The organism is Streptomyces sp. NPDC047028, from assembly GCF_040644095.1.
Classification (GTDB): domain Bacteria; phylum Actinomycetota; class Actinomycetes; order Streptomycetales; family Streptomycetaceae; genus Streptomyces.
This window is the reverse complement of record NZ_JBEYVS010000070.1, coordinates 1-24,967: the sequence shown is the minus strand read 5'-3', so window position 1 is coordinate 24,967 and position 24,967 is coordinate 1. Positions and strand designations below refer to the sequence as shown.

The 24,967-nt window shown below is 72.3% G+C and carries 19 protein-coding genes and 3 pseudogenes; 5 read left to right on the top strand and 17 right to left on the bottom strand.

What is annotated here, in order from left to right:
• Together ABZ854_RS34955 and ABZ854_RS34950 are read right to left on the bottom strand one after the other, a co-directional pair.
• Positions 1-94: pseudogene (locus ABZ854_RS34955) on the bottom strand (EamA family transporter); the annotation flags it as partial.
• A 71-nt stretch (positions 95-165) separates the two neighbouring features.
• A complete protein-coding gene (locus ABZ854_RS34950) occupies positions 166-603 on the bottom strand; it encodes a PPOX class F420-dependent oxidoreductase (RefSeq protein ID WP_361219438.1) in 438 nt (145 codons plus the stop codon).
• A 110-nt stretch (positions 604-713) separates the two neighbouring features.
• On the opposite strand from ABZ854_RS34950, the gene ABZ854_RS34945 reads away from it, so the two are divergent.
• Complete coding sequence (locus tag ABZ854_RS34945) at positions 714-1,937, top strand: serine hydrolase domain-containing protein (RefSeq protein WP_361219435.1); 1,224 nt, start codon at positions 714-716, stop codon at positions 1,935-1,937.
• Positions 1,938-1,949: 12 nt separating this feature from the next.
• Here ABZ854_RS34945 and ribA read toward each other — a convergent pair whose 3' ends face one another.
• Positions 1,950-2,609, bottom strand: a complete 660-nt coding sequence (gene ribA, locus ABZ854_RS34940; protein WP_361219432.1) for a GTP cyclohydrolase II — start codon at positions 2,607-2,609, stop codon at positions 1,950-1,952.
• Positions 2,610-2,647: 38 nt separating this feature from the next.
• Between ribA and ABZ854_RS34935 the strand changes: the two genes are divergently transcribed.
• Positions 2,648-3,433: a creatininase family protein gene (locus ABZ854_RS34935; RefSeq protein ID WP_361219429.1), complete on the top strand. Its 786-nt coding sequence runs from the start codon at positions 2,648-2,650 to the stop codon at positions 3,431-3,433.
• A 92-nt stretch (positions 3,434-3,525) separates the two neighbouring features.
• Here ABZ854_RS34935 and ABZ854_RS34930 read toward each other — a convergent pair.
• From ABZ854_RS34930 to ABZ854_RS34910, 5 genes and pseudogenes are all read right to left on the bottom strand, one after another.
• A pseudogene (locus ABZ854_RS34930) lies at positions 3,526-4,563 on the bottom strand (lysylphosphatidylglycerol synthase transmembrane domain-containing protein); the annotation flags it as partial.
• Positions 4,560-5,546, bottom strand: a complete 987-nt coding sequence (locus ABZ854_RS34925; RefSeq protein WP_361219426.1) for a methyltransferase domain-containing protein — start codon at positions 5,544-5,546, stop codon at positions 4,560-4,562. The gene ABZ854_RS34925 and the pseudogene ABZ854_RS34930, both read right to left, overlap by 4 nt.
• Positions 5,543-6,802, bottom strand: a complete 1,260-nt coding sequence (locus ABZ854_RS34920; protein WP_361219423.1) for a glycosyltransferase family 4 protein — start codon at positions 6,800-6,802, stop codon at positions 5,543-5,545. Before ABZ854_RS34920 ends, ABZ854_RS34925 begins: the two co-directional genes overlap by 4 nt.
• Complete coding sequence (locus ABZ854_RS34915; RefSeq protein WP_129305636.1) at positions 6,799-7,197, bottom strand: 6-carboxytetrahydropterin synthase; 399 nt, start codon at positions 7,195-7,197, stop codon at positions 6,799-6,801. Before ABZ854_RS34915 ends, ABZ854_RS34920 begins: the two co-directional genes overlap by 4 nt.
• 117 nt (positions 7,198-7,314) lie before the next feature.
• Positions 7,315-8,298 (bottom strand): zinc-binding alcohol dehydrogenase, encoded by a 984-nt coding sequence (locus tag ABZ854_RS34910; protein WP_361219420.1) that lies wholly within the window; start codon positions 8,296-8,298, stop codon positions 7,315-7,317.
• Positions 8,299-8,406: 108 nt separating this feature from the next.
• Here ABZ854_RS34910 and ABZ854_RS34905 point away from each other — a divergent pair, with 108 nt between their 5' ends.
• Positions 8,407-9,198, top strand: a complete 792-nt coding sequence (locus tag ABZ854_RS34905) for a CDP-alcohol phosphatidyltransferase family protein (RefSeq protein WP_361219418.1) — start codon at positions 8,407-8,409, stop codon at positions 9,196-9,198.
• Between the two features lie 63 nt (positions 9,199-9,261).
• Here the strand turns inward: ABZ854_RS34905 and ABZ854_RS34900 are convergent, their stop codons facing one another.
• The 3 genes and pseudogenes from ABZ854_RS34900 to ABZ854_RS34890 all read right to left on the bottom strand — a co-directional run.
• Entirely contained in the window at positions 9,262-10,008 is a 747-nt protein-coding gene (locus tag ABZ854_RS34900; protein ID WP_361219416.1) for a YcnI family protein, read from the bottom strand.
• Positions 10,009-10,056: 48 nt separating this feature from the next.
• Entirely contained in the window at positions 10,057-10,686 is a 630-nt protein-coding gene (locus ABZ854_RS34895; protein WP_361219413.1) for a hypothetical protein, read from the bottom strand.
• A 229-nt stretch (positions 10,687-10,915) separates the two neighbouring features.
• Positions 10,916-11,368: pseudogene (locus ABZ854_RS34890) on the bottom strand (XdhC family protein); the annotation flags it as partial.
• A 105-nt stretch (positions 11,369-11,473) separates the two neighbouring features.
• Between ABZ854_RS34890 and ABZ854_RS34885 the strand changes: the two are divergent.
• Positions 11,474-12,346 carry a hypothetical protein gene (locus tag ABZ854_RS34885; protein ID WP_361219411.1) on the top strand — a complete coding sequence of 291 codons (873 nt, stop codon included), beginning with the start codon at positions 11,474-11,476 and terminating at the stop codon, positions 12,344-12,346.
• Between the two features lie 61 nt (positions 12,347-12,407).
• Here the strand turns inward: ABZ854_RS34885 and ABZ854_RS34880 are convergent, their stop codons facing one another.
• From ABZ854_RS34880 to ABZ854_RS34860, 5 genes are all read right to left on the bottom strand, one after another.
• Positions 12,408-13,772 carry a GH1 family beta-glucosidase gene (locus tag ABZ854_RS34880; RefSeq protein WP_361219408.1) on the bottom strand — a complete coding sequence of 455 codons (1,365 nt, stop codon included), beginning with the start codon at positions 13,770-13,772 and terminating at the stop codon, positions 12,408-12,410.
• A 29-nt stretch (positions 13,773-13,801) separates the two neighbouring features.
• Positions 13,802-14,641, bottom strand: coding sequence for a carbohydrate ABC transporter permease (locus ABZ854_RS34875; RefSeq protein WP_361219441.1), 840 nt, complete (start codon positions 14,639-14,641; stop codon positions 13,802-13,804).
• Between the two features lie 13 nt (positions 14,642-14,654).
• A complete protein-coding gene (locus ABZ854_RS34870) occupies positions 14,655-15,641 on the bottom strand; it encodes a sugar ABC transporter permease (protein ID WP_361219405.1) in 987 nt (328 codons plus the stop codon).
• Positions 15,642-15,649: 8 nt separating this feature from the next.
• Complete coding sequence (locus ABZ854_RS34865) at positions 15,650-16,966, bottom strand: sugar ABC transporter substrate-binding protein (protein WP_361219402.1); 1,317 nt, start codon at positions 16,964-16,966, stop codon at positions 15,650-15,652.
• A 302-nt stretch (positions 16,967-17,268) separates the two neighbouring features.
• Complete coding sequence (locus ABZ854_RS34860) at positions 17,269-19,413, bottom strand: elongation factor G (RefSeq protein WP_361219399.1); 2,145 nt, start codon at positions 19,411-19,413, stop codon at positions 17,269-17,271.
• 929 nt (positions 19,414-20,342) lie between these two features.
• Here ABZ854_RS34860 and ABZ854_RS34855 point away from each other — a divergent pair.
• Positions 20,343-21,587 (top strand): MFS transporter, encoded by a 1,245-nt coding sequence (locus tag ABZ854_RS34855; protein WP_361219396.1) that lies wholly within the window; start codon positions 20,343-20,345, stop codon positions 21,585-21,587.
• A 69-nt stretch (positions 21,588-21,656) separates the two neighbouring features.
• Here ABZ854_RS34855 and ABZ854_RS34850 read toward each other — a convergent pair.
• A partial coding sequence (locus ABZ854_RS34850) for a beta galactosidase jelly roll domain-containing protein (protein WP_361219394.1) occupies positions 21,657-24,967 on the bottom strand: 3,311 nt, incomplete at its 5' end.

Here is a 24,967-nt window from a genome sequence, read left to right as displayed (position 1 = left end):
CCACCGCGGAGGAGGCCACTCCGACGTAGAGCAGGGGCAGGACGGTGCCGGGGACCGGCCGGAAGCCGCCCTGGACGGCCACGCTGACGGCCTGGACCTCCCGGGTCATGAGGCCCCCCGCCAAGAGACCGAGCGGTCCGCCGGCCGGCCGGTGCGCCGGAGATGTCAGCGCCGGGGCACGCCGTACGCCCGCTCCACGCGCAGGCGCACCACCAGCCGGCGGTCGCGGACCATGGCGGCACGGTAGTCGTCCCAGTCGGGGTGCTCGCCCTGGACGTCCCGGTAGAGCCGGACCAGCTCCTCGACCGTCTCGTCGTGCGGGTCCCGGGCGACCGGCGTCAGCTCGGCCGTCCCCTCCGCGACCGCGTACGCCCACCGGTCGGCGCTGGTCACGTGGTACGAGGCACGCGGGTCACGGCGCAGATTGCGGGTCTTGGCCCGGTCGTCGGTGACCGACACGCGGATGATCCGCTCCTCGGGGTAGTAGGCGTGGCTGACATTGGACAGCTGGGGCCGGCCGTCGCGCCTGAGGGTGACCAGCACCCCGCCGTGGCCCTCGGAGAGCAGCGTGAGCAGGGCGTCCTGCGTCGGGTCCTGAGTCATACGGACGTCAACGCTCCGGTGCCCGTGCCACATTCCTCAGGTCTGAAGCGGGCCGCCGCCGGGTAAGCCGGAGCGGACCGCACGCGCGCGGACGGGACCGGAGGGACGCGATGGCACAGCTGAGACAGGACGCCGATCCGGGCGAGGCCGGGCTGGACGTCAAGGCGCTGGACCGCCTCGACGGGCACTTCGCGGGCCTCGTCGACGAGGGCCGGCTGCCCGGCTTCCTGCTGGCCGTGACCCGCGGCGGCCGCGTCGCCCACCTCACCACCCACGGCCTGCGGGACCGCGCGGCCGGGCTGCCGGTGGAGGCGGACACACTGTGGCGGATCTACTCCATGACCAAGCCGGTCACCGCCGTCGCCGTGCTGCTGCTGATGGAGGAGGGTCTGCTGTCCCTCGACGACCCGCTGGAACGCCACCTGCCGGCCTTCACGGAGCCCCGCGTGTACGACGGCGGCGAGGGCGCCACCGTCCGCACCCGCCCGGCGGCGAGACCGGTCCTGCTGCGCCACCTGCTCACCCACACCGCGGGCCTGACCTTCGGCTTCTACCACTCCCACCCCGTCGACGCGCTCTACCGCGAGGCCGGCCTGGAGTACTCGGTGCCGCCGGGCAAGGACCTGGCCGAGACGGCGGACGTCTACGCGCGCATGCCGCTGCAGTTCGAGCCGGGCACGCAGTGGAACTACTCGGTGGCCTCCAACGTGCTGGGCCGCGTCGTCGAGGTGGTCTCCGGGCAGCCGCTGGACGCGTTCTTCGCCGAGCGGATCCTCCGGCCGCTCGGCATGACCGACACCGGCTTCCACGTCCGGCCCGGACAGCAGAGCCGGCTGGCGGAGTTGTACGGCGAGACGGAGGACGGCCGGATCGAGCCGGTACCGGGGCTGCCGGTCCTCGGGCGTCCGCGCTTCCTGTCGGGCAGCGGCGGACTGGTCTCCTCCGCCCACGACTTCCACCGGTTCATGGAGATGCTGCGCCGGGGCGGCGAACTGGACGGCATTCGGCTGCTGTCGTCCGCCGCGGTCACCCTGATGACCCGCAACCACCTCCCCGACAGCGCCACGATCCGCGCCTTCGGCGCCCCCGGCCACCAGGAGCCCGGCAACGACGGGCTCGGCTTCGGCTTCAACGTCTCCGTCGTCACAGACCCCTCCCGCACCCTGTCCCCGTCGAGCATGGGCGCCTACGGCTGGACGGGCGCCGCGTGCACGGCGTTCTGGGTCGCCCCGGCCCTCGATCTGACCGTGCAGTTCATGACCCAGGTACGCCCGAGGAAGCTGAAGGTGTTCCCCGACCTGCGGCGGCTCGTGCACGCGGCGGTGACGGGCTGACGGACCGGCCGGTCAGGACGTGTGCGCCACCGCGTCCAGATGGGGCAGGTGGTGGTCGAGGCGCTCCCGCTTGGTCCGCAGATAGGTGATGTTGCTCTCGCACGGCTCGATCAGCAGCGGCACCTGCTCGGCGACCTGGACGCCGTGCCGTACCAGCGCCTCCCGTTTGCGCGGGTTGTTCGACATCAGCCGCACCGAGCGGACGCCCAGGTCCTGGAGTATCTCGGCGGCCACCCGGTAGTCGCGGGCGTCGACGGGCAGGCCGAGGGCCAGGTTGGCCTCCACCGTGTCCAGGCCCTCCGCCTGCAGGGCCATCGCGCGCAGCTTGGCCAGCAGGCCGATGCCGCGGCCCTCGTGGCCCCGCAGGTAGACGACGATGCCGCTGCCCTCGGCGACGACGGCGCGCAGCGCGGACGCCAGCTGGTCGCCGCACTCGCAGTGCCGGGAGCCGAACGCGTCCCCGGTCAGGCATTCCGAGTGCAGCCGGGTCAGGACGTTCTCCGCGCCGATGTCGCCGTACACGAGCGCCACTTGTTCATCACCGCGGTCGTGGTCCAGATAGCCCACCGCCTCGAAATCGCCGTACACGGTGGGCAATGGCGCATTCACGACGCGTTCCGCACCGCGGCGGCGCGGGGACTTCTTGCCGAGGACACCGATGTTTTCTGTCATGATCTGATTCCTAAGCAGAGACGAAAGGCCGTGAAGAGATGAGTGGTTCGGGCGCTGGGCCGGCGAGTGACGGGCCGTGGCCGACGGCGGGCGGGCTGGTGCCGACGGACACCACGGAAGACGTACGGACGCGGGCGGCGGGCGTTTCAACTCAGGTGGCCGTCCTTCCCGTCGGCAGCTTCGAACAGCACGGCCCCCACCTTCCGCTGGCGACCGACACACTCGTCGCGTGCGCGGTGGCGCGGGAGATCGCCGCCGTGTACCCGGTGCACCTCCTTCCTCCGGTGACGGTCTCCTGCTCGCACGAGCACGCCGGCTGGCCGGGGACCGTCAGCATCTCCGCCGTGACCCTGCACGCGGTGGTCCGGGACATCGCCGACTCGCTGCGCCGCTCCGGTGTCGGCGCGCTCGTCGTGGTGAACGGCCACGGAGGCAACTATGTGCTGGGCAACGTCGTTCAGGAAGCCTCCGCGCGCGGGGAGCGGATGGCGCTGTTCCCGGCCGCCGAGGACTGGGAGACGGCGCGGGAGCGGGCCGGGGTGCGGACCTCGCTGCTCACCGACATGCACGCCGGGGAGATCGAGACCTCGATTCTGCTGCACGCTCACCCCGAATTCGTCCGCCCTGGATATGAGTCCGCCGATTTCACCGCGGACGACCGCCGGCATCTGCTCACCGTCGGAATGTCCGCCTATACCGGATCGGGTGTCATCGGCCGTCCTTCCCTGGGTTCGGTGGAAAAGGGGAAGGAACTGCTGGCGAGCCTCACGGAATCGTTCGGCGCGTACGCCGCGTTGCTCACCTCGTCGGAGGAACGCGGGTAGCCGACGGGCTCCTTCGCGCGGGCGTACGTGGACGTTCCGGCGCGTAGGCCGCCGTACCAGCGGGCGACGAGGACGGCGGCGCCGGGCAGGCTCGCCACGAGGCTGAGGACGCCGTACACCACGGCGACCGCGACGCCGCTGCTCGCGCCGAGTCCGGCCGCGCCGAACGCCCAGGCGGCCACGCCCTCCCGGGGACCGAAGCCGCCGACGTTCAGCGGCAGGCCCATGGCGGCCAGCGCGAGGACCGCGAGCGGCACCAGCACCGGCAGGGGGGCGGCGACGCCGGCCACCCGGGCCGCCACCACGAACGTCGCCAGGTGTCCGGCGAGGACGACGCCGGAGGCCAGCGTGACACCGGGCCCGTTGTGCCGGGACAGCAGACCCTCACGGGCCTCACCGAGGAAGGTGCGCAGGGCGCCCGCGCGGCGGGACGGGGCGCGGTTCATACGGACGGCCAGGACGACGGCGGCCACCCCCGCGGCGGCCAGCACGGCCGGCGCGGCGACGGCGCGGGCCTCGTCCCGCACCGGGGACGGCAGTGCCAGCAGCACCACCGTGCCGAAGACGGTGAGCGCGATCTGCCCGGCGACGCGTTCCAGGACGACGGCCTTCACCCCGCGGCGCAGGTCACCGGTGCTCTGCCCGTGCCGTACCGCCCGGTGCACGTCGCCGAGCACCCCGCCGGGCAGCGCAGCGTTGAGGAACAGCGCCCGGTAGTAGTCGGCGACGGCGCCCCGCAGCGGCAGCCGGATCCGCAGCCCCCTCGCCACCAACTGCCAGCGCCAGGCGCTCAGGACGGTGGTGACGGCACCGATCCCGACGGCCGCGAGCAGGGCCGGCACGTCGATCCGCCGCAGGCCGTCCACCAGCACCCCCGTGCCGAGCCGCCAGAGCAGGGCCGAGAGGATGACGACTCCGGCGAGCGTGCCGAAGTGGGTCCGCAGGGCACGGAGTTCGAGACGGGGACGGCGGCGCCGTGCGGGCGCGTCGAGCGGCGGCGCCGGGGGTGCGGAGCCGGTCGAGGTCGGCTCCGGGGTGGCCGGGGCCACAGGGGCGACCGTCGGCCCTGGTCCGGCCTGCGGGCGTGTGGTCCGTGGGCCGGGGTCGGCTCTCACCAGCTGGGCGCTCATGCCGGGCCGCCTTCGGGACGGGGCAGGGCCAGCAGGTCGTCGTGGTGGACGACGACGTGCAGGTCGCCGGACGCGCAGGCGGCCAGACGGTCTTGGAGGTAGCGTTCGGCGCGCTCGCCCAGGTCCGGCCGCTGTTCGACGGCCGCGCTCACCCAGCCGCGCAGCCACTGCGCGGTCAGCGCGGCCTCCCCGGGGCCGAGCCGCCAGGCGCTCGGCAGGACCCGGACCGTCGCCCCACGTCCGGTGAACGCCTCCCTCGCCGCGTTCACCGCGTCCGGTCCGAGCAGTCCGCCGCGCCGCTGGTGAGCGTTGAACGCGTCCATGATCTCGGCGTCCAGCGGGTCTGCCGGCCCGAGTTCGACGCGGCCGGCGACGGACAGGGTGAGGAGGGCCGGACAGCCGGCCCCGGTACAGGCGTCCGCCAGGGTCTCGACCTCCTCCCGGGTGAGGACGTCCAGCAGGGCCGACGCGGTCACCAGCGAGGCGCCGGCCAGCGCGTGCGGGGTCAGCCGGGACACGTCGGCTCGCCGTGTCTCGACGGTGACCCGGCTGCCGTCGGCGGCGGCCTTCGGGGACCCGGCGGCGGCGAAGTGCAGCAGGTAGGGGTCGCGATCGTGCAGCACCCAGTGCTGGGCGCCGTCGAGACGGGGGGCGAGCCACCGGCCCATCGACCCGGTCCCGCACCCCAGATCGTGGACGACGGTCCCGCCGCCCCGCCCGGACAGCCTGGCCCTGAGCAGGTCCAGCGACTCCTGGGCACGGGCGGCCGCGTCGGCCCCTTCCCGCAGCCGCAGCCACTCGGGCGCATACCGCGCGGGCTCTTCCTCGGCACCCTCCCGCAGCCGTACGGTCGCCCGCTCCCCGGGGCGAGCCACGGGCCCGGCACCGGCGATCACCTCGGTTTCCGCCCCGGTGTCCCCTGCGCCCCGGTCCGACTCCACATCGCTCGGGAAACGGCCGGTGGCCGGACCGGTGCCCCTCATGCCGCGCTCCTCGGTGCTTCGGGGAGTCGCTGGAGGACTCCGGCCAGGCTGCGGGCGGTGGTGGCCCAGCCGTCGAGGGCGGCGCGGCGGTCGCGGGCGGCGGCCTTGAGGCGGCGCCGTACGTCGGCCTCGCCGAACCAGCCGCGCAGTTCGGCGGCGAGGGCAGCGGGGTCCTCCGGCGGGACGAGGATGCCGGGGACCCCGCCGTCGGGGGCGCGGCCGACCGCCTCGGGCACGCCCCCGACGTCGGTCGCGAGGACGGGGATGCCGCGGGCCAGGGCCTCGGTGACCGCCATCCCGTAGGTCTCGGCGTAGGAGGCGAGGACCATCAGGTCGGCGGCGGCGTAGCTGGCGTCCAGGTCGGCGCCCGAGCGGGGGCCGGTCAGCCGCAGCCGGCCGCTCAGACCGTGCCGGGCGATCTGGTAGCGCAGTCTGGCGACGTACGCGGGGTCGTGGCCGAGGCCGCCCACGCACTCGCACGTCCACGGCAGGTCCCGTACCGCCGCCAGCGCCTCCACCAGCCGGTGCTGCCCCTTGCGCGGCGTGACGCTCGCGACGCACAGCAGCCGGGACACCCCGTCGGTGCCGGGGGCGAGCGGTGCGATGTCCGCGCCGGGCGCGGCGACGTGGACGCGCCGCGGGGCGAGACCGTGGTGGGAGACCAGCCGGCGTACCGCCCAGTCGCTGGTGGCGATCACGGCGGGGGCCGCGCGCAGCACCGCGCGTTCGCGGGCGTCGAGGTCGGCGGCGACGGCCGGGGCGAGGCCGGTCTCGTCGCCCAGCGGCAGGTGCACCAGCACGGCGAGCCGCAGCCGCTCGGTCTCGGGGGCGACGATCTCGGGGACCCCGCAGGCGACCAGACCGTCGACCAGGACGACCGCGTCGTCGGGCAGCTCCCGCAGCGTCCGGCCGAGGGCCTCGCGGTCGGCCTGGGCGGGACGCGGCCAGGCGCCGGGCACGGCGTGCCGGGTGACCTGCCAGCCGAAGCCGGGCAGGTCCAGGCAGACCCGTCGGTCGTAGGCGTTGCCGCCGCTGGGCGCGGTCTGGTCGTCGACGCCGCCGGGCATGACGAAGTGCACGGTGCGCAGGGACATGGGGATGATCCCGACGTTCTCGGAGGCGGTACCGGAAGGGGTGCCAGGGGCGGTCCCGGAGGCGGTGGGCTGCCCGGTGCCGGCGCCGGCGTCGCCCGCCGGGACGCCGTTCTGCGCGGGCACGTAAGCGAGCCGCGGCCTCTCCACGATGCTGTCGGTCACAGGCCACGCTCGTAACTCGCCCAGGCGACGTGCGACTCGTGCAGGGTGACGGTGATCCCCGCGAGGCCCTTGGCACCCTCCCCGAGGGCGCCGCGGTGGACGCGGGCGGCGAGCCGGTCGGCGATGACCTTGGCCAGGAACTCCGTGGACGTGTTGATCCCGGCGAAGTCCGGTTCGCTGTCGAGGTTGCGGTAGTTCAGCTCGGCGACGACCGCCCCCAGTTCCTGGGTGGCCAGGCCGATGTCGACGACGATGTTGTCCTCGTCCAGCTGTTCGCGGCGGAACGTGGCGTCCACGAGGAACGTGGCGCCGTGCAGTCGCTGCGCGGGTCCGAACACCTCGCCGTGAAAGCTGTGGGCGATCATGATGTGATCGCGGACGGTGATGCTGAACAACGGACGACCCTCCAGGTGCGGCGCGTCTGGTGCCCCGGCGGTTCCCTGCCGGGGGATGCCGTGTAGTACGGCTCTTCGCTCCCCCGTGTTCAGCGCGGGGCACCAACTTTTCTCAGGTCAGGCCGGGTCGCCGTAGCCGATGCGGTGGCACAGGGCGGGGAGCTCGCCGGCGGCGAGCCGCGGCATGACGTCCGGCAGTTCCTCGAAGGCGCTCTCGCCGGTGACGAGGGCGTCCAGCGCGGGGTCGGCGAGCAGGTCCAGGGCGAGGGCCATGCGCTCGGCGTAACCGCGTCCGGGCCGGGCGGCCGGGGAGACCGTGCCGACCTGGCTGCCGCGCACGGTCAGCCGGCGCGAGTGGAAGGCCTCGCCGAGCGGCAGGGTGACGCGCCGGTCGCCGTACCAGCTGAGTTCGACGACCGTGCCCTCGGCGGCGAGGAGTTCCAGGGAGCGGGTGAGTCCGGCCTCGGTGGCGCTGGCGTGCACGACGAGGTCGCAGCCGCCGAGCGCGTCGGCGGGCGTGGCGAAGTCGACACCGAGGGCCTCGGCGGTGCGGGCGCGGGCCGGGTCGTCGTCGACGAGCTGCAGCCTGAGGCCGGGAAAGCGGGCCAGCAGCGCGGCGACCGAGCAGCCGATCATGCCGCCGCCGACCACCGCGATCCGGTCGCCGATCTGCGGCCGGGCGTCCCACAGCGCGTTCACCGCGGTCTCCACGGTGCCGGCGAGCACGGCCCGCCGGGCCGGCACCCGCTCCGGTACGACGGTGACGGCGCCGGCCGGGACGACGTAGCGGCTCTGGTGCGGGTACAGGCAGAAGACGGTGCGGCCGGCCAGCTCGTCCGGCCCCTCCTCGACCACGCCGACGTTCAGGTAGCCGTACTTCACCGGGCCGGGGAAGTCGCCTTCCTGGAACGGTGCCCGCATCGCGGTGTGCTGGCTGCCGGGGACGCGGCCGTCGAAGACCAGCGTCTCGGTGCCGCGGCTGACACCGGAGTACAGGGTGCGCACCAGCACCTGGCCCGGGCCGGGCGCCGCGAGGGTGACGTCGCGGATCTCGCCGTGGCCCGGTGAGCGCAGCCAGAACGCGCGTGCCGCACGGTTCATCGGCATTCCTCCTGAACGATCGGGAAGTGGTTCACGTACCGAGATGTGCACAGGCCGCGCACAGTACGCGGCGTTGATCGACTCTGTCACTCGGCCGGAGGGTGAGCGGTGGCCCTGAACAACACGTTTGACGCGAGGCTCCAGCAGGAGACCGCTGTGGGAGCGGGCGTCCAGATCCTGCTGCTGGCCCTGCTCGGCGCGGCGATCGGGCTGGGCCCGGCGGGCTGGCTGACCGGGCTGGTCTTCGCGGTCGCGACCTGGGCGGTCCTCTCCCGCGCGGTGCACCGCTCCCGGCTGAGTTCCTTCGGACCGGCGAACCGGGTCACGCTCGGCCGGGCCACGCTGGTCGGCGGGGTGACGGCGCTGGTCGCCGACTCCTTCGACGGCTCGCCGCCGGTCACCCTGCTGGTGGCCCTCACCGCCGTGGCCCTGCTGCTGGACGGCGTCGACGGCAAGGTGGCCCGCCGCACCGGTACGTCGACCGCGCTGGGCGCCCGGTTCGACATGGAGGTCGACGCGTTCCTGATCCTGGTGCTCAGCGTGTACGTGTCCACGCAACTGGGCGTATGGGTGCTGCTGATCGGCGGCATGCGCTACGCGTTCGTCGCCGCCGCCCGCGTCGCTCCGTGGCTGAACGCCCCGCTTCCGCCTTCCTTCGCCCGCAAGACGGTCGCCGCGCTCCAGGGCATCTGCCTCCTGCTCGCCGGATCCCGACTTCTGCCGTACGCGGCGAACCTGGCGGTCGTGGCGCTGTCGCTGGCCTCGCTGGTGTGGTCGTTCGGCCGGGACGTGCTGTGGCTGCGCCGCACCTCGCGGACGGCGGCCGCGGCCGCCGAGCGGCCGGTTCCCGAGCGCGCGGCTTCCGAACCGGGGGCGGTCCTGGAGCCGGCGGCCCGCTGAGTACGACGGAGGGGGCGGGCCCGTTCACGCGGAGCCCGCCCCCTTTCTCATGCCGTCCGCCCGCTACGCCCGCCCGGCGCGGCCGCGGAGGATCGCGAACCCGGCGGCGGCGAGCCCCAGCACGCCCACGACCAGCCCGGCGATGCCGAGCCCGCGTGCGGTGGAGTCACTCGCGGCGGCGGCCTTGGCCGTCGTGCTGTCACCCGCCTTCGAGGTGCGCTCCGGCCCACCCGGGGAGGCGGCCGAACCGGCCCCCGCGCCCGCACCGGCCGTGAGCTTGAGCACGGGTGCGGGGTTTTCCGGTTCCTCCCCGCCGGCCGGCTCCTCGATCCAGCGGACCACCTTGCCGTCGGAGTACGTCTGCAACGTCTTGAACGTCAGCGTGCCCGTGTCCTCGGGCAGTTGGCCGAAGGCGACGTCGAAGTCCTCGTACTGTCCGGCGCCGATCTTCCCGCCGGTCCAGGTGATCTCGGAGACGGCGTCGGTGATGGTGCCGTCGTCGGTCTTGACCGGCTTCTTCAGCTTGGCGGTGGTCACCTTGGCCGTCCAGCCGTCCTGCGGGTGGACCAGAACGCCGAGGACCGGGTGGTCGGTGGGCAGGAAGACCTGCACCTTGGTGGTGGAGGCGGAGTCCTCCTCGTTGGGGACACGGAAGGTGAGCACACCGTCGGTGGCGCCCTTCGCGTAGCTCTCCGGGTGGACGGTGACGTGCGCGGAGGCGACCCCGGCGGCGGCGAAAAGCCCCGCCGCGGCCAGGGCGGTGACGGTGCCGGCACGGCGCAGGGTGGTGCTGGTGATGGACTCGGACATGGGTGAGTGGATCTCCGTACGGGTGACGTGTGTGGGTGGTCGGTTCGGCTACGCCACCGTCACTGGTGGCCCACGACGACTCACCGCGTGCCGCAGCACGGCCGGACGGTACGGCGCCGGCCCGTCGGGCGTCCCCGCGACGCGACTTTCACTCTCGGGCAGCGGCGCGTCCCGCCACCAGGCGACGAGACCCGGCACGAGCCGGCCGGCCCGCCGCAGCAACGCCCACAGCGCGGCCTCACCGCGCCGCAGCAGCCAGGAGGCGAGGAGGGCGGCGAGGAGATGGGCGACGGAGGCGTGTCCGGTGAGGGCGTGGGCGGTGTGCGCGGTCGACGGGCGCATCCCCGGCATCGTGCGGCCGGCCATGACGGAATCACTCATGGAACGGCCGGACATGCCCGCCCCGGCGTGGGCCGCTGCGGTGATCCGGGACGCCGCGTCGAAGGCGACGTGCAGCCCCGCCTGGGTGAGCAGCATGGCCGCCCCGATGCCGGCGAGCGACCGCTCCCGTCCGCCGAGCAGCCAGCACACCGCGAACACGGCGAGGAACCCGGCCCCGTCGGCCCACAGCGGCGGCAGATCTCCCATCGCGAGCCCGTGCCCGGCGGCGGCCAGCAGCACGCACGCCGCGGCGAACACCGCGGCCCGCAGGCTCCGCACGGCCGCCGACACGCTCATCGCGAGCGATCCTCCCACGCCGTGGTGATACGTACGGCACGGACGCCCCGTTCAGGCCGCCGCCGACCGGCACGGCGGACTCACAGGCCGCCGCCGCCCGGCACGGGTGGGCTTCAGGCCGCCACCGACGGGCCCGCCGCGGCTGCCGCCGGGCCTCACGCCGCCACCGACCAGCACGGCGGGTCACAGGCCGCCACCAACGCCCGCCACCGACCGGCACGGGTGGGGGTCACGCGGCCGTAGCGGTCCCCCGGTCCCCGCCGTCCCGGTGGATCGGTGTGTCCGCGCCGGTGAGCGGGACGCCGGTGCCGCCCCGGTGGGCCGCGACGATCTCCGCGGCGATGGCCAGGGCCGTCTCCTCGGGTGTGCGGGCACCGAGGTCGAGGCCGATCGGCGACCTGAGCCGCGCCAGTTCGCTCTCGCTCACGCCGACCTCGCGCAGCCGCCGTTCGCGGTCGGCGTGGGTGCGGCGGGACGCCATGGCCCGACGAACGCGTCCGAAGACGGGGCGGGCGTTGCAGACGGTGACGCGGTAGCCGAGGCACTTCTCGGCCCGCGCTAAGGCGACGGCGAAGTCGGCCGCCCCGAAGACGGTCATGTGGGGCGGTGGCACGCTGGACTCGACGAGCAGGGTGAGTCCGCCCGGGCAGCGGCTGCCGTCCTCCGCGATCTCGACCGTGCCGTGCGGCTACTACGTCCACGTCAAGTAGCACCGGCGGCGCGCCTGCCAGACTGACGCACCGGACGACGTGACCGGGCGACACCGCAAGGACGATGGGGGTTCTCCATGCCGCGTTCCACCTGGCCTCTCCTTCAGGGCCGTACCCGGCCGATCAAGATGAAGGAGTGGGGCGACCTGGCCGTCATGGACCCCGACGCCGGCAAGCAGCCGCGCGGGCGCGGGTTCCTGACCGCCGAGAAGGACTGGCTGCACATCGACGCCGGAAACGCCCTGGAGAACCCCGTCGTCACCCTCTACGCCGGGCAGGACACGGGAGCGGAGGACGGCTGGGACGAGGTCGAGGAGATCACCGTCGTCTCCACGACCGGCTTCCTCGCCCTGTGCGACAGCGGATACGAGCCCATGCGCAAGGAGAACCTCGCCACCGCGGGAGCGGGGCCCTACCTGATCCGTGTCCACGCCGGCGACCGGTCGGTGGACGGCAGGAAACCCCGCTTCCTCATCCAGGTCATTCCCGGTGAGCGTACGGGCGCCGAGCCCGAGCCGGACTCCCCCACGATCGAGGAGGCCGCCGGCCCCCTCCTGGTCCGGACGTCCTTCGAGCAGCCCGACGAGTGGGCGCGCCTGCTCCAGGTCCTGGAGCGCAGGCCGGGGCGGTACGAGACGATCACAGTCATCGACAACCCCCGCTACGCGAACTTCACGGCGGATCAGATCCAGGCGCGGATCGGACACGACGACGAAGGCCGGCCCGACAGCACCCTCATCCTCATCGCCGACGAACGTGCCCTCGCGAACCCGGAGTTCCCCCTCCTGGCCGTGAACAACTCCCCCGACGATGACGACGCTCCGTTCAGGATCACCCTCGCCGCCGCCGGTTCCTTCGTCGTCAACCTGGAACTGGGGAACACGGGCTTCGGCGACTGGGGCCCCGGTGTGGACGCCGACGGCGTCTACCGGGAAGAGCACTACGGGTGAGGCAGTGGGCGCGGGACGCCCCCGTTTCCCGCGCCCACTGCCTCTCCCCGCCGGGCCGGGCTCAGGCGGCTCGGCGGGTCTGGGCGCGGTGGACGCGGACGATGTCGGCGTAGCGGTGGCCGCTGGACTTGATGGTGCGGGTCTGGGTGGGGTAGTCGACGTGGACGAGGCCGAAGCGCTTGGCGTAGCCGTAGGCCCATTCGAAGTTGTCGAGCAGGGACCAGGCGAAGTAGCCGGCGAGGGGGGCGCCCCTGCGGGCGGCGGAGGCGCAGGCGGCGAGGTGGCGTTCCAGGTAGTCCTGGCGTTCGGGGTCGTTGACGGTGCCGTAGGGGTGGACCACGTCGGCGAACGCGGAGCCGTTCTCGGTGACGTAGATCTTGCGGGCGCCGTACTCCTCGGTGAGGCGGAGCAGGAGCGTCTCGATGCCGGTGGCGTCGATCTCCCAGTCCATGCCGGTGCGGGGGACGTCCGGGCGGCGCACGGAACGGACGTGGGGGGCGGGGCCGGCCGGGTCGTCGGTGACGTGGGCCGGGAAGTAGTAGTTCAGGCCCAGCCAGTCCAGGGGCGTCGAGATCGTCTTCAGGTCGCCCGCGTGCAGCGGGAGGTCCACGCCGTACGTGTCCAGCATGTCGGTGGGGAAGCCTCGCCCGTGCACCGGGTCCAGCCACCAGCGGTTGACGTGACCGTCGTGGCGGCGGGCGGCCGCGTGGTCCTCGGCGCGGTCGGTGGCGGGGTGGACCGTGGAGAGGTTGTTGACGATGCCGACCTGGGCGTCCGGGGCGGCGGCGCGGATCGCCCGGGTGGCGAGGCCGTGGCCGAGGAGAAGGTGGTAGGAGGCGCGGACGGCGGCCGTGAGGTCGGTCAGGCCGGGGGCCATCGTGCCCTCCAGGTGGCCGATCCAGGCCGAGCAGGACGGCTCGTTGAGGGTGGCCCAGAGCTTGACGCGGTCGCCCAGGCGGGCGGCGACCTGTGCGGCGTACTCGGCGAACGCGAACGCCGTGTCGCGCTCGGGCCAGCCACCGCGGTCCTGGAGGACCTGCGGCAGGTCCCAGTGGTAGAGCGTCACGGACGGGGTGATGCCGGCCCCCGACAGGGCGTCCACCAACCGGTCGTAGAAGTCGAGGCCCTTGGGGTTCACCGGGCCCGTGCCGCCGGGGATCACCCGGGGCCAGGCGACGGACATGCGGTAGGCGTTGACGCCGAGCCGGCGCATCAGGCCGATGTCCTCGCGCCAGCGGTGGTAGTGGTCGCAGGCGACGTCACCGGTGTCGCCGTTCGCGACCTTCCCCGGAGTGTGGGAGAAGGTGTCCCAGATCGAGGGCGTGCGGCCGTCCTCGGCGACGGCCCCCTCGATCTGGTACGCCGCTGTGGCCGTGCCCCACAGGAAGTCGTGCGGGAGTGCGGCGAGGTCGATGCGTGCGGACACGGGAGTCCCTTCGGGATCAGGGGTGGGGGTCACTTGACGGCGCCCGCCGTCAGACCCGCGACGAGATAGCGCTGGAGGAGCAGGAACCCGGCGACCACGGGCACGCTGACGACCAGCGAGGCGGCCATGATCTGGTTCCAGTAGACGTTGTTGAGGGTGGAGTAGCCCTGCAGGCCGACGGCGAGGGTGCGGGTCGTGTCGTTGGTCATGACGGACGCGAAGAGGACCTCTCCCCAGGCGGTCATGAAGGCGTAGACGGCGACCGCGACGATGCCGGGGATCGCGGCCGGTACGACCACCTTGAACAGCGCGCCGAGCGGCCCGCAGCCGTCGACGAGGGCGGCCTCGTCCAGGTCGCGCGGCACCGAGTCGAAGTAGCCGATCAGCATCCAGATGGAGAAGGGCAGGGAGAAGGTGAGGTAGGTGAGGATCAGGCCGCCGCGGGAGCCGAACAGGGCGATGCCGGTGGCGTTGCCGATGTTCACGTAGAGGAGGAACAGCGGGAGGAGGAAGAGGATGCCGGGGAACATCTGCGTCGACAGGACGGTCACCGTGAAGACGCGTTTGCCGCGGAAGTCGTAGCGGCTGACGGCGTACGCCGCGAACACGGCGATGACGACGGAGAGAAGCGTCGCCGCGCCCGCCACGATCAGGGAGTTCACGAAGTAGCGGGCGAGCGGGACCGTCGACCAGATGTCGATGTACGGCCGGATCGTCAGGCCGCTGGGCAGCCAGCGGAACTGTCCGGTGACGTCCGCCAGCGGCTTCAGCGAGCTGGAGATCATCACGTACACCGGGATCAGCACGAACCCCGTGAGGAGCGTGAGGAAGATCCGGCGGGACCACAGGAACGAACGCGGCGGAGCCATGGGCGAGTCGGGGCTAGACATCGGACGTCCTCCGTCCGCGTGAGGTGAGCAGGAGGTAGACGCCGGTCACGACGAGGAGGAAGAGCAGCAGCAGGACGGACATGGCGGAGCCGGTGCCGAAGTTCCAGGTGACGAACGACGCCTGGTAGATGTGCACGGAGATCAGGTCGGCGGCCTCGGGGGCGGCCCGGCCGAAGAGGACGAACGGCGTGTTGAAGTCGTTGAACGTCCACAGGAACAGCACGAGGACCAGCACCTGGTTGACCGGGCGCAGCGACGGCAGGGTGATGCGGCGGATCTGCTGCCACATCCCGGCGCCGTCCAGCGCCGCCGCCTCGTACAGCTCGCGCGGGATGTTCTGCAGGCCGGCCATCACGATGAGGAAGGCGAACGGCCAGCCCTTCCACACCGAGACGACGAGCAGGGCGTAGAAGCTGTTGTCGCCGATCAGCCAGAAGGAGCGGTCTGCGGTGAGGTGCAGCTGGTCGTGCAGGACGTGGTTCACCAGGCCGTTGTCGTGCTGGAACATGAACACCCAGGTGATGACGGCCGCGTAGACGGGCAGCGCGTACGGCACCAGGAACAGCGCGCGGAGCAGGCCACGGCCGCGGAACGTGTCCTGCATGAAGACCGCGGCGGCGGTGCCGATCAGCCAGCACAGGCCGACCGACAGCAGGGTGAAGCCGACGGTGACGAAGAACGAGTGGAGCAGGGCCTGGCCGACGGGGGCGTCGAAGTCCACCGACACCTTGTAGTTGCCGAGGCCGGTCCAGGGGGCGGTGCCCCAGTCGCGGATGTAGAACTGGGTGAGTTCCTTGAAGCTCATCACGACGCCGATGACCATCGGCACGAGATGCACGAGGAGTTCGAGGAGCAGGGCGGGCAGGAGCAGCAGGTACGGCAGCGAGACGCGGCGCAGCCGCCCGGGGCGGCGGCGGGATGCGCCCGCCGCGCCGGGGATGCTCTCGCGCACCGGTTCCTTCAGTGCGGTGGTCGTCATCGTGTTTCTCACGCCGCCGGCATCTGCTGCTGGGCCTTCTCCAGCTCGGCCTTGACGGAGGCGGTGGTCACCGCGCGTCCGGCGGCCGCGTCGGCGAAGAGTTCCTTGACCGCCGTGCCGACGGTCGTCTCGAACTGCGATTCGGCGGGCACCTGGGGCAGGGGGGCCGCGCTGGTGGCGAGGGTGTTCTTCAGGACGGCGTTCGCCGGGGTGTTGAACGCCGGGTCGCCTTGCGCGGACTTGACCGGCGGGATGGAGCTGTACGCCTTGTTGAGGATCTTCTGTTCGGCGTCGCTGGTCATGAACTTCACGAAGTTCGTCGCGCCGTCGAGGTTGTGGGTGTTGCGGAACACGGCGATGTTGATGCCGGCGACCATGGAGTTGGTCTCGGCGCCCGTCCCGGGGGTACCGGATCGCACCGGTACGGGGGCGATACCGTAGGCGTCCTCGCTCATGCCCTGGGACTTGAGGTTGGCGGGGGCGGACTGCCAGAGCAGCATGGCCTGCTTGCCCTTGGCGAAGTCGCTGACGGACTGGTTCTGCGCGTACTCGGCGTCGCCGGTCGGGATGACCTTGTCCTTGGCCATCAGGTCGACGTAGCTCTTGACGGCGTCGACCACCTTGGGGTCGGTGAAGCCGGGCTTGCCGTCGGCGGTGAAGAAGTCGGCGCCGTGCTGCTTGGCGAAGACGAAGACGTGGTGGATGTTCTCCGAGACGTTCGCGCCCTCGGCTCCGAGCACGGCCTTGCCGCCGGCCTTGATCTTCTTTCCGTCGGCGATCAACTCGTCCCAGGTGACCGGGGGTTTGGCGATGCCGGCGTCGGCGAAGATCTTCTTGTTGTAGTAGAGGGCGTACGCCATCGAGTACAGCGGGACGGCGGCCGGGTCCTTGCCCTGCGCTCCGGTCGAGCCGAGAGCTGAGTCGACGAAGCGGTCCTTGCCGCCTATCTTGCCGAAGGTCTCGCTGTCCCAGGGCAGCAGGGCGCCGGTGGCCTGGAGGGAGGCGCTCCAGGTGTTGCCGATGTTGAGGACGTCCGGGCCCTGGCCGGAGGTGGTCGCGGTCAGGATCCGGTTCAGCAGGTCCGACCAGGGCACGACCTCCAGCTTCACCTTGACGCCGTACTTCTTCTGGAACTTGTCCAGTTCGGGCTGGAGGACCTTCTTGTCGACGGCGATGCTGGCGCCCTGGTTGGAGGCCCAGTACGTGAGCGTCTTCGGGGAGTCGTTGGACCCGCCCCCGGTGGACGAACCGCCGCCGCAGGCCGTGGCCACGAGGGCGAGAGAGAGGGTGACGGCGCCTGTGGCCGCGGCTCGGATACTGCGCATGGCTCCTGGTGTCCCTTTCCGGGAGTCGAGAACCCCGAGGGCCGCTCTGTACGGATCCGGCACCCGGCCGACCTCCCCCAACGCCCTCATGGCTTAATTTAGGACGTGAGTTAATCGTTCTTGGGGGTGGCCGTCAAGGGATGCGGCAGAGGTGGGCGGCGGGGAGCCCGGCAAACCGGCACCGTGCCGTTCGCACCCCGCACCCCGCACCCCGCGCCCGGGTGGGCGCGGGGTGCGAGGGCGGCGGCCGCCCGGCTACGGATCCGGCTCGGCTCGGGCTCGGGCTCGGGCTCGGGCTCGGGCTACCGGGCCTGCTCCGGCACGCGGGCCGGGGTGTAGCCCGCGGGCCGGGTGGTGAACGTGCCCCGGCCCTGGGTGCGGCTGCGCAACCGCGTGGCGTAGCCGAACAGTTCGGCCAGTGGCACGGTGGCGGTCAGCACCGCCGCGCCGCCGCGCGTCCGCGAGCCGGTGACCCGGCCGCGGCGGGCCGACAGGTCACCGAGCACGCCGCCGACCGCGTCGTCCGGCACGGTGACCGTGACCTCGGCCACCGGTTCGAGCACGACCGTCGAGCAGGCCCGCAGCGCCTTGCGGAGCCCGAGCCGGCCGGCGGTGCGGAACGCCATCTCCGAGGAGTCCTTCACATGCGTGGACCCCTCGGTCAGGGTGACCCGCAGCCCCGTCACCGGGTGCCCGCCGAGCGGGCCCTCGGCGAGGGCGTCCCGGCAGCCGGCCTCCACCGCGCGGACGTACTCCTGCGGCACCCGGCCGCCGACCACGGCGGACGTGAACGCGAATCCGGTGCCACCCACCTCGTCCCCGAGCGGCTCCACGTCGAGGACCACATGGGCGAACTGGCCCGCCCCGCCGTCCTGTTTGACGTGCCGGAAGACCAGCCCCCGCACGCCGCGCACGACGGTCTCGCGGTACGAGACCCGCGGGCGGCCCACGGTGACCTCCGGTCCGCCGTCGCGGCGGATCTTCTCCACCGCGACCTCCAGGTGCAGTTCCCCCATCCCGGACAGCACGGTCTGACCGGTCTCGGCGTCGGTGCGCACCACCAGGGAGGGGTCCTCCTCCGCCAGTCGCGCGAGCGCCGTCGCCAGCCGGCCGGTGTCCACGCCGCGCCGGGCCTCGACCGCGACGGACACCACCGGGTCGGCGACCACGGGCGGCTCCAGCACCAGCGGGGCGCCGGGGTCGCACAGGGTCGAGCCGGCGCGGGCGGACTTCGGGCCGGCGACGGCGACGATGTCCCCGGCGACCGCGCGGTCCAGCTGCACGTGCCGGTCGGCCATGAGCCGCAGGATCCGCGCGACGCGTTCGGTGCGGCGGGTGACCGGGTCCCACACGGTGTCTCCCTTCTCGATCGTGCCGGAGTAGACGCGCAGACAGGTCAGACGTCCGGTGGCGCTCGCGTTCACCTTGAACGCGAGCGCGGCGAACGGCGCCGCCGGATCGGCCGGCCGCCGCACCTCGCCGCCCTCGTGGATCCCGCGTACGGCGGGCACGTCGAGCGGGGACGGCAGATAGGCGACGACCGCGTCCAGCAGCGGCTCGATCCCTCGGTTGCGGTAGGCCGAGCCGCAGAGGACGACGACGCCGTCACCGGTCCGGGTCAGGTCGCGCAGTGCGGTGCGGAGGGTGGAGGTGGACAGGGCGGGTGTGGGAGGGGCCGGTGCGGAGGGAGCCGGGTGCGGGTGGGATGCCGGTGACTGTGTACCGGATCCCGCCGATCGCATACAGAACTCCTCCAGCGCCGCCGGATGCAGCTCCGCCACCGCCTCGTCCAGCGCGCGCCGTCGCCGCCACGCCTCCTCCCTCAGCTCCTCGGGAACCGGTCCCCGGACGGCCGTGCTCTCGCCGTCGGCCCAGACGAGCGCGCGCATCTCCACCAGGTCCACCACGCCGGTGAAGCCGTCCTCGGCGCCGATCGGCAACTGGACGACGAGCGGCGCCGGGTGCAGTCGCTCCCGGACGGAGGCGACGGCCCGGTCGAGGTCGGCGCCCGCCCGGTCCAGCTTGTTGACGAAGGCGATCCTCGGTACACCGTGCCGGTCGGCCTGCCGCCACACCGACTCGCTCTGCGGCTCTACGCCGGCGACGGCGTCGAACACGGCGATCGCGCCGTCGAGGACGCGCAGCGAGCGCTCGACCTCGTCGGCGAAGTCGACGTGGCCCGGGGTGTCGATGAGGTTGACGCGGTGGCCGTCCCAGGCACAGCTCACCGCGGCGGCGAAGATGGTGATGCCGCGGTCGCGTTCCTGGGGGTCGAAGTCGGTGACGGTGGTGCCGTCGTGGACCTCTCCGCGCTTGTGGGTGGTGCCCGTCGTATACAGGATCCGCTCGGTGACGGTGGTCTTGCCGGCGTCGACGTGGGCGAGGATGCCCAGGTTGCGGACGGTGGCGAGGGAGTCGGTGACGTTCGGGTGGGTCGGATTGCGCACGGCCCGGTGCCTTTCAGGAAGGTGCGGAGGAAAAGGGCGGCGCGATGACCCGTGAGGCGGGCGGACATGACGGCACACCGGTCGGCGGGGTGCGCCGGGAGCGGTGGTGCCGGGGAGGTCAGCCGGGCGTCACGGGGTCCGGTGCCGGCCGCGCAGCGGGCACCGGCCGGCCGAGGACACCAGGATCACCTCGTACCGGGCGCGGGGAGTGGCGACGGCGGTGTGCTCACGCACGGTCGGCTCCCCTCGGACGTCGGACTGGTCGGTGCGCACGGCGGGCCCCGCTGCGGGGGCGGCGCCGGACGCAGGGCGAGTCTAGGCACGGTGATCGACGCCGGGCACGTGGTTTTCCCACCGCGCCCACCGACGGGCGTCGTTGACGCCCCATCACCGTTAACGGACGTTTACCGGCTTTCCGTTGTTTTGCGGAGTTCAGTGGAGATTCACCCCGAAGGGGAAATGAGAGTTCGCGGCTGGATTCGCCCGACGGGCGCGGCTCCGCGGCCGTTCACTCCTTTCCGGACATTCATGTGGCCGACATTGCATCCCTGTGTACGACTGCCGGTCACGGGGAAACAGGGCGGTGGGGTGAGTTCCGCCCGACCCCATTCCTGGCTGAAAACCGTCGTATGTTCCGCCTGAGGGGCCGCATTTCCCGAGAGGGCTGCCCGTTGGACTCCGGACCGTGGAACGCCGTTCGCGGGGTGCGGGCCGTACCTGGCGAACGCGCGTGGATCGCGGTGGATCGCCGACGGTGTCCGCCGGTGGCCGAGAAAGCGGGTCGGCTCGCGCGCGCGTGCGCGAGCTGTCGTATTGGTGGAGACGGTGTGTCCGGATGGCCGGTGGGCATCCACTCTCTTAACGGACGGGCCTAATCTGTTGGGCGAGCAGCGTGCATGTACACGACCAGTGGATCGGATCGGACTCGATTGGACACGCAAAAGAGACGGAAGACGACGTTCGCCGCGCTGCGCCCGAATTCGACGCTTCCCGGCGCCGCCCTGATATTGATCGCGGGCACCGTCTTCTCCCGCATCGGCGACTCCCTCGCCTCGCTGGGGCTGGTCCTCAACGCCGCGGACAAGGGCATTCACTGGGGTGTGACCGAGGTCCTACTGGCCGAGCTGCTGCCGACGGTCGTCGCCGCGCCGCTGCTCGGCGCGGTGGTGGACCGGTTCAGCGCGCGGCCGGTGTGCCTGGCGGCCCTGCTCCTGCAGTCGTTCGCGCTCGGTGCCGCCACGGCGATTCCCGCGTTCCACGTGCGGGTGGCGCTCATCGCGCTCTCCGGTCTGGCCGGGGTGGCCTCGGTGGCCGCCGCCTTCAAGATGCTGCCGGCCGTGGCGGGCACGGAGCGGACGGGCCGGGCCAACAGCCTGCTGACGGCGGGGATGTCCCTCGCGAGCCTGATCGGCCCGGCGCTCGCGGGTTTCCTGCACTCGGTGTCCGGTACGGGGCTCCTGCTCGGCGCGGACGCGGTGTCGTTCCTGATCCTCGCCGGGTGCACGATGCGGGCGGTGCCGCGTTCGATGGACGTGGCGATCAGCCGGCGGCCCACGTCGAAACTGTCGGACGGCTACCGGGCCCTGCGGCACACGCCCGGCCTCGGCCCGCTGATGCCGGCCATGGCGGCGGTGATCCTGGCGACCAGCATCGAGGGGGTCGCGGGCGTCTTCTACCTGCGGGGCATCGCGGGCGGCAACGACTCGGTCTACGGCCTCTTCCTCGCGACCTGGGCGCTGGGCTCGGTGCCGGGAGCCCTGCTCGCGGGCCGCGCGGAATGGGCGCAGCGGCACCGGACACTGATCCTGGGCGGGGTCCTGGGCATCTCGGTCGGTCTCCTGACCGTCGGGCTGGTGCCCCTGGCCGGCCTGGTCTTCCCGTTGTTCCTGGTGGCCGGCTTCGGCAACGGCGCCTGCAACGTGGGGCTGCGCAACGCGGTGCACGACCATGTGCCGGCCGAGGTGCAGGGCAACGCCTGGGCGTGCTTCCAGGCGCTGTCCCGCAGCTGCATCGGCCTCGGCTATCTGCTCGGCACCCCCAACTCCCTGATCAGCAGCCAGGGCCAGGTCATCGCCTCGGGTGCCATTCCCCTGGCGGCGGTCGTGTGGGCGACACTGACCGGCCTGCGGCGCAAGCGGTCCGGTCAGCCGGCGCTGAACGAGACGTCCGGCTGAACTAGACGTCCGGCTGAACTAGACGTCCGGCTGAATGAGACCTCCAGCTGACCGGGCCCGCTCTTTCCGTTACGTTCCGCAGGTCAGCGTGGGTGTCGCCCAGTCGCCGTGGTCGTTTCCGTTGCCGTCGCCGGCGTCACCGACCCTGAGGTCGATCACCTGGGCGCCGGTGACGTCCACGTCGACCGGCACCGCGTCCTGCTTGCCGCGGAGTGTCGGTGTGGTGACCAGGGTCCTGCCGTCGGCGATCACGGAGAACGTCACGGTTCCCGCGCCGCCGGTCTCGTCGTCGACGCCGACGTCGGCCGTGAACCGCGTGCACTGTCCGCCGAGGTAGAACTGGACGTCGCTGACCGAGTTGGTGCCCAGGCCCTTGGTGTGGCGTACGCCGGCGATGGTGATCGCACGGCCGTCACCCGCCGCGTTCTCGCCGACGCTGCTGTCGCGTTCGACCGGCCCCCAGCCGTTGGTGGACGACAGGAACGGCAGGTCGCTGACGGCGTTCTGCCCGTCCTTCGGGGCGGGCGGGATACCGCCGACGATGCGTTCGTCGACACCGGTGGCCGGCCGTCCTCGCTGGATGTAGCGCACGCTGGTGGTGAGGGCGGAGACGGAAGGCAGGTCCGCGGCCGGCGGCTGGACCTGCCAGGTGAAGGTGGCCGACTCGCCCGGGTGGAGGCGCCGCACCGAGGTGGGGCCCGTCGCCTTCACGGTCCAGCCGTCGGGCGTGGCGAGCGAGGCGGTCGGGCCGGAGGCGGTCGCCCCGTGCTCCGGCACCCGCACGGTCGTCGCCGCCGTGAAGGCGTGCCCCGGCTCAACGGTGTTGGGCACGTCCAAGGTGATGTCGGTGCCGGGCCGCTTGGGCATCGCGTACCTCGTGCGGTCGTAGCGCGGGCTGTCGTTCTGGGCGACCTGCAGGGACGAGGCGTAGCTGCCGTAGTCGGTGAGCGACACCTTGCCGAGCCCGCCGGTGCTGCCGTCCAGGTTCCACACGGCGATGGCGATGCTGTTGTGGCCGTGCGGGTTCAGGATGCCGTCGGGCACGGGGAACGTGTGCTGCGGTCCGAGGTAGTTGACGTAGTTGCCCACCTGCCAGCCGTTGACGAAGATCGTGGCGCGGTACTTGCGGGACGGGTCGTCGGTGAAGGTCAGGCCGAGCGAGGTGTCCTGACCCTGCGGCAGGTGCAGGTTCGCGTCGGTGCGGTACCACGACACGCCGGGGCGGGTGTCGGTGGCGGGCAGGGACACGGGCTTCCAGGTGCCGTCGGGGTAGCCGGGCAGGGACCAGCCGGCCCGCTCGCCGTACAGGCCGCCCGTGGAGAGCGGGCCGCGCACCGGGTCCTGGAGGTCCTCACCGCCGCGGACGCCCTGCAGCCGCCAGGTGACCGAGGTGAGCGGGGCTCCGGTGAGGGAGGCGCTCGTGAGCCCCCGTGCGGCCTTGTTGCCGTTGGTCGCGTTGTAGTCCTCCTCGTGCCCCATGTTCACCGTGAGCACGGAGAGGATGTTGTCGCCCTGGGCCTTGACCGAGCCGTCCGGGAAGGTGAGGTCGGCGCTGCCCGTGGTGGAGCTGCCCAGGAAGGTGCCGTTGAGCCAGGCGGAGAACGCCTGCGCCTTGCCGCCGGAGTCCGAGACGAGGTGGACGCCCTTCTCCTTGCCGGTGGCGTGGAAATGGCCGCGGTACCAGGTGTTGCCGGTGTGGAAGCCGTAGTCGTCCGCGTAGAGCACGGGCGGCGTGTTGACGCCCGAGGAACTGTTCGTGTTCGTCTTGTCGGCGACCTGCCAGCGCGAGTCGTCGAAGCCGGGGGCGGCTTCCGGGGATTCGTCGGCGTGCTTCCAGTCGGTCAGGGCCGGCAGGTGGACGGGGGCGGCGACCGGTATGTGCCCGGAGCGGCTGCCCGTGCCGGTGGCCTGGGTGTCCAGCGCGCGGCCGTTCCAGGTGACGTGGTCGGCGGCGGTGAACACCTCGATGTTCTTGTCGTCGGCGTTGTCGCCGGTGAGGGCGACGGTACGGCCGCCGTCCAGGCTGGTCGCGGTGCGCAGCAGATGGGTGCCGCGCACGAGCACCGGGCCGGTCGCCGTGTCCTGGCGCCAGAACGTCTTGGCGGTGTCCTTGTCCCCGGCGAGGAGCAGCAGGGGGCGGGCTCCGCCGCCGGTGACACTGATGCGGGTCAGGCCCTTGTGCGTGTAGTTCAGCCGCAGGTCGCCGGTCTTCGCGTCCCAGGTGGTGGTGACCGCGGAGCCGCCGCTTTCGGTCACGGTCGGCTTGGTGGAGTAGTGCAGGACGGTCTCGCCGTCGCTGCCCTCGTCGCCGTAGAGGACGGCGATGTCGCGGTCGCCGATGGTGGCGTGGGTCATGATCTCCGAGGTGGAGTAGCGCAGGTCGCTGTCGCCGAGGCGGTAGTGGGCGACGATGACGTGCGCGTCGCGTCCGTCGAGTGTGATCGCGGTGCCCGGCTGCTGCGGGACGACCGGGTAGGTCGGCGTGGCGGCGTCGGCGGCCGGGACGTCCACGGCGTCGACGGACACGAAGTCGTCGGTCGACCCGGTGCTGTGCCGGCCGCTGACGACGATCTTCAGTTCGTGCGACCCGGCGGTCAGGCCGGTCTTCTGGAAGATCACCGCCTGGTTCTCGCTGCCGGAGTCGTCGACGGTCGACACTTTGGTGCCGTCGATATACACGTCGGCGTAGCCGTGGTTGTTCGTCTTCGAGCCGATCCAGCGGACGGCGGTGCCGTCGAACGGGACGGTGACGGAGTCACCGGCCTTGTTGGAGAAGGACTCTGTGTGCCTGTAGTCGCCGCTGGTGTAGCTCTGGTCGGCGACGTGCGACCAGGAGCCGCTGTAGTGCAGCGCCGGGTCGGGGTCGTCCCAGGTGTAGGTGGTGTCCGAGGACGGCTTGGCGTTGAGGTCCAGCGAGATGTGGGTCCTGTCGACGGACGTGGAGGTGGAGTCGGCGTGCCGCAGGACGTGGAACTGGGTCCCTGTGTCGGGGTTCATCCGGGCGGTGTCGACGATCGCCGTGTCGTCCGGCGACACGGCCTTGATCGGGTCGGTCTTGGTGAGCGGGGCGACCGCCTGCGTGAAGTATCCGATCAGCTTGTCCTCGTAGTACTTCGGGTCGAGCTGCCGGTTCTCGCGGATCGCCGCGCCGTAGTCGTACGAGGTGTAGTTCTGCGGCATGCCCAGCCAGCCCCAGTTGGTGCCGCCGTAGGTCATGTAGAAGCTCTGCGCGGTCGCGCCGACGGCGACGTTCTGCTTGTAGAACACGTTCGCGAACTTGTCGTTGATCAGCTGCGCGCACTTGTCGTAGCCGGGTCCGCCCCAGGGGTCGAAGGCGCCGCCCTGGAACTCCGGTGTGTACAGCGGCCGTCCGGCCGGGT

Excerpts from the sequence above, each read along its gene's own strand:
- ABZ854_RS34950 (WP_361219438.1), bottom strand. The coding sequence starts at position 603 with ATGACTCAGGACCCGACGCAGGACGCCCTGCTCACGCTGCTCTCCGAG.
- ABZ854_RS34945 (WP_361219435.1), top strand. The coding sequence starts at position 714 with ATGGCACAGCTGAGACAGGACGCCGATCCGGGCGAGGCCGGGCTGGAC.
- ribA (WP_361219432.1), bottom strand. The coding sequence starts at position 2,609 with ATGACAGAAAACATCGGTGTCCTCGGCAAGAAGTCCCCGCGCCGCCGC.
- ABZ854_RS34935 (WP_361219429.1), top strand. The coding sequence starts at position 2,648 with ATGAGTGGTTCGGGCGCTGGGCCGGCGAGTGACGGGCCGTGGCCGACG.
- ABZ854_RS34925 (WP_361219426.1), bottom strand. The coding sequence starts at position 5,546 with ATGAGGGGCACCGGTCCGGCCACCGGCCGTTTCCCGAGCGATGTGGAG.
- ABZ854_RS34910 (WP_361219420.1), bottom strand. The coding sequence starts at position 8,298 with ATGAACCGTGCGGCACGCGCGTTCTGGCTGCGCTCACCGGGCCACGGC.
- ABZ854_RS34900 (WP_361219416.1), bottom strand. The coding sequence starts at position 10,008 with ATGTCCGAGTCCATCACCAGCACCACCCTGCGCCGTGCCGGCACCGTC.
- ABZ854_RS34895 (WP_361219413.1), bottom strand. The coding sequence starts at position 10,686 with ATGAGCGTGTCGGCGGCCGTGCGGAGCCTGCGGGCCGCGGTGTTCGCC.
- ABZ854_RS34885 (WP_361219411.1), top strand. The coding sequence starts at position 11,474 with ATGCCGCGTTCCACCTGGCCTCTCCTTCAGGGCCGTACCCGGCCGATC.
- ABZ854_RS34875 (WP_361219441.1), bottom strand. The coding sequence starts at position 14,641 with ATGGCTCCGCCGCGTTCGTTCCTGTGGTCCCGCCGGATCTTCCTCACG.
- ABZ854_RS34870 (WP_361219405.1), bottom strand. The coding sequence starts at position 15,641 with ATGACGACCACCGCACTGAAGGAACCGGTGCGCGAGAGCATCCCCGGC.
- ABZ854_RS34865 (WP_361219402.1), bottom strand. The coding sequence starts at position 16,966 with ATGCGCAGTATCCGAGCCGCGGCCACAGGCGCCGTCACCCTCTCTCTC.